General features: G+C 29.4%; 1 protein-coding gene. It reads right to left on the bottom strand.

The features are described from left to right. Nucleotides 1-141: 141 nt before the first annotated feature. Nucleotides 142-900 (bottom strand): hypothetical protein, encoded by a 759-nt coding sequence (locus ACE1EF_RS20060; RefSeq protein ID WP_375722496.1) that lies wholly within the window; start codon nt 898-900, stop codon nt 142-144. Between the last annotated feature and the right edge of the window lie 51 nt (nt 901-951).

Raw genomic sequence — 951 nt, 5'->3', positions numbered from 1 at the left:
TTCCCGCGGTATGGTGTCGTGCGGTTGACTGTCCCACGAAGTGGAGACTGTCAAGCCGAAAACGACGGCATACGGAATGTGAATTTGCAAATTAAAACAAAACCGCATGCACTATGACCGCGTGTTATAGCCAGTTATTCCTTAGTTATTATAGTAAATTATTCTTTTACTTGTTGATATTAATTCTCTTTTCTCATTTTTAATTTGATAAGTTTTTCTTTTTATCCAATTATTGTTCTTGTCTATTTTAAGAACAAGCAAGAGCTCAGAACCAGAATTCCCTTCTCTCTTTTTTCTTACAATTTCCCTTTTTTTACTAGATTTCTTACTTAATTCCTCTTGTAAGTTCTTACTATTTTTACTTATTACTCCGTTCTTATGATTATGTGTTATTGTTACTATCCCTTTTTTAGAATAGTCAGCAATTTCCTTTTCAATTTCATTTCCTTCATTTAGTTCTATTACTTTCACCGGTCTTAATAAGGAATCATATCTTATAATATTTACTACTGTATCAAGTTTTTTAATATCTATTATCATAGAGAGTTTTCCTGACGTATTATAAATATAATCTCTAATTGAATTTGAATATTCGTTTTTATGATTTACGACTCGAGTTAAACGACCATCAAGGTAATATTCATTACTTGTTTTCTCAATTCCAGACTTTTTTATTTCGCTCAATAATTCCTTTTCTGTTTCTTCTGGTAAATTCCTAGTCTTTAAATCCCTTATATCCCGTTTAAAGTTGTATTTAAATACTATTGTAAGGCTATCTATACTATATTGCTTCTCATCAACTTTGTTTAAAGAAATTGCTGTAATTATGTAATCCTGTGAGTAAATTTTCACACTACATAGGAGTAATAATATTATAATCGAAATGTAATTTTTATTCATTTTTTATAACCTAAACTTATTTACAGGCTTTGTCATAATTGGCTATAACGG

Origin of the sequence: Quyinboa sediminis (assembly GCF_042219855.1) — a bacterium.
Taxonomy (GTDB): Bacteria; Bacteroidota; Bacteroidia; order Bacteroidales; family UBA5342; genus JBHJHP01.
The sequence above is the reverse complement of the archived record's forward strand: the minus strand, read 5'-3'. Positions and strand labels throughout refer to the sequence as shown.

What these genes read in the sequence shown, in the direction of transcription:
- ACE1EF_RS20060 (WP_375722496.1), bottom strand. Translation starts at nt 900, where the DNA reads ATGAATAAAAATTACATTTCGATTATAATATTATTACTCCTATGTAGT.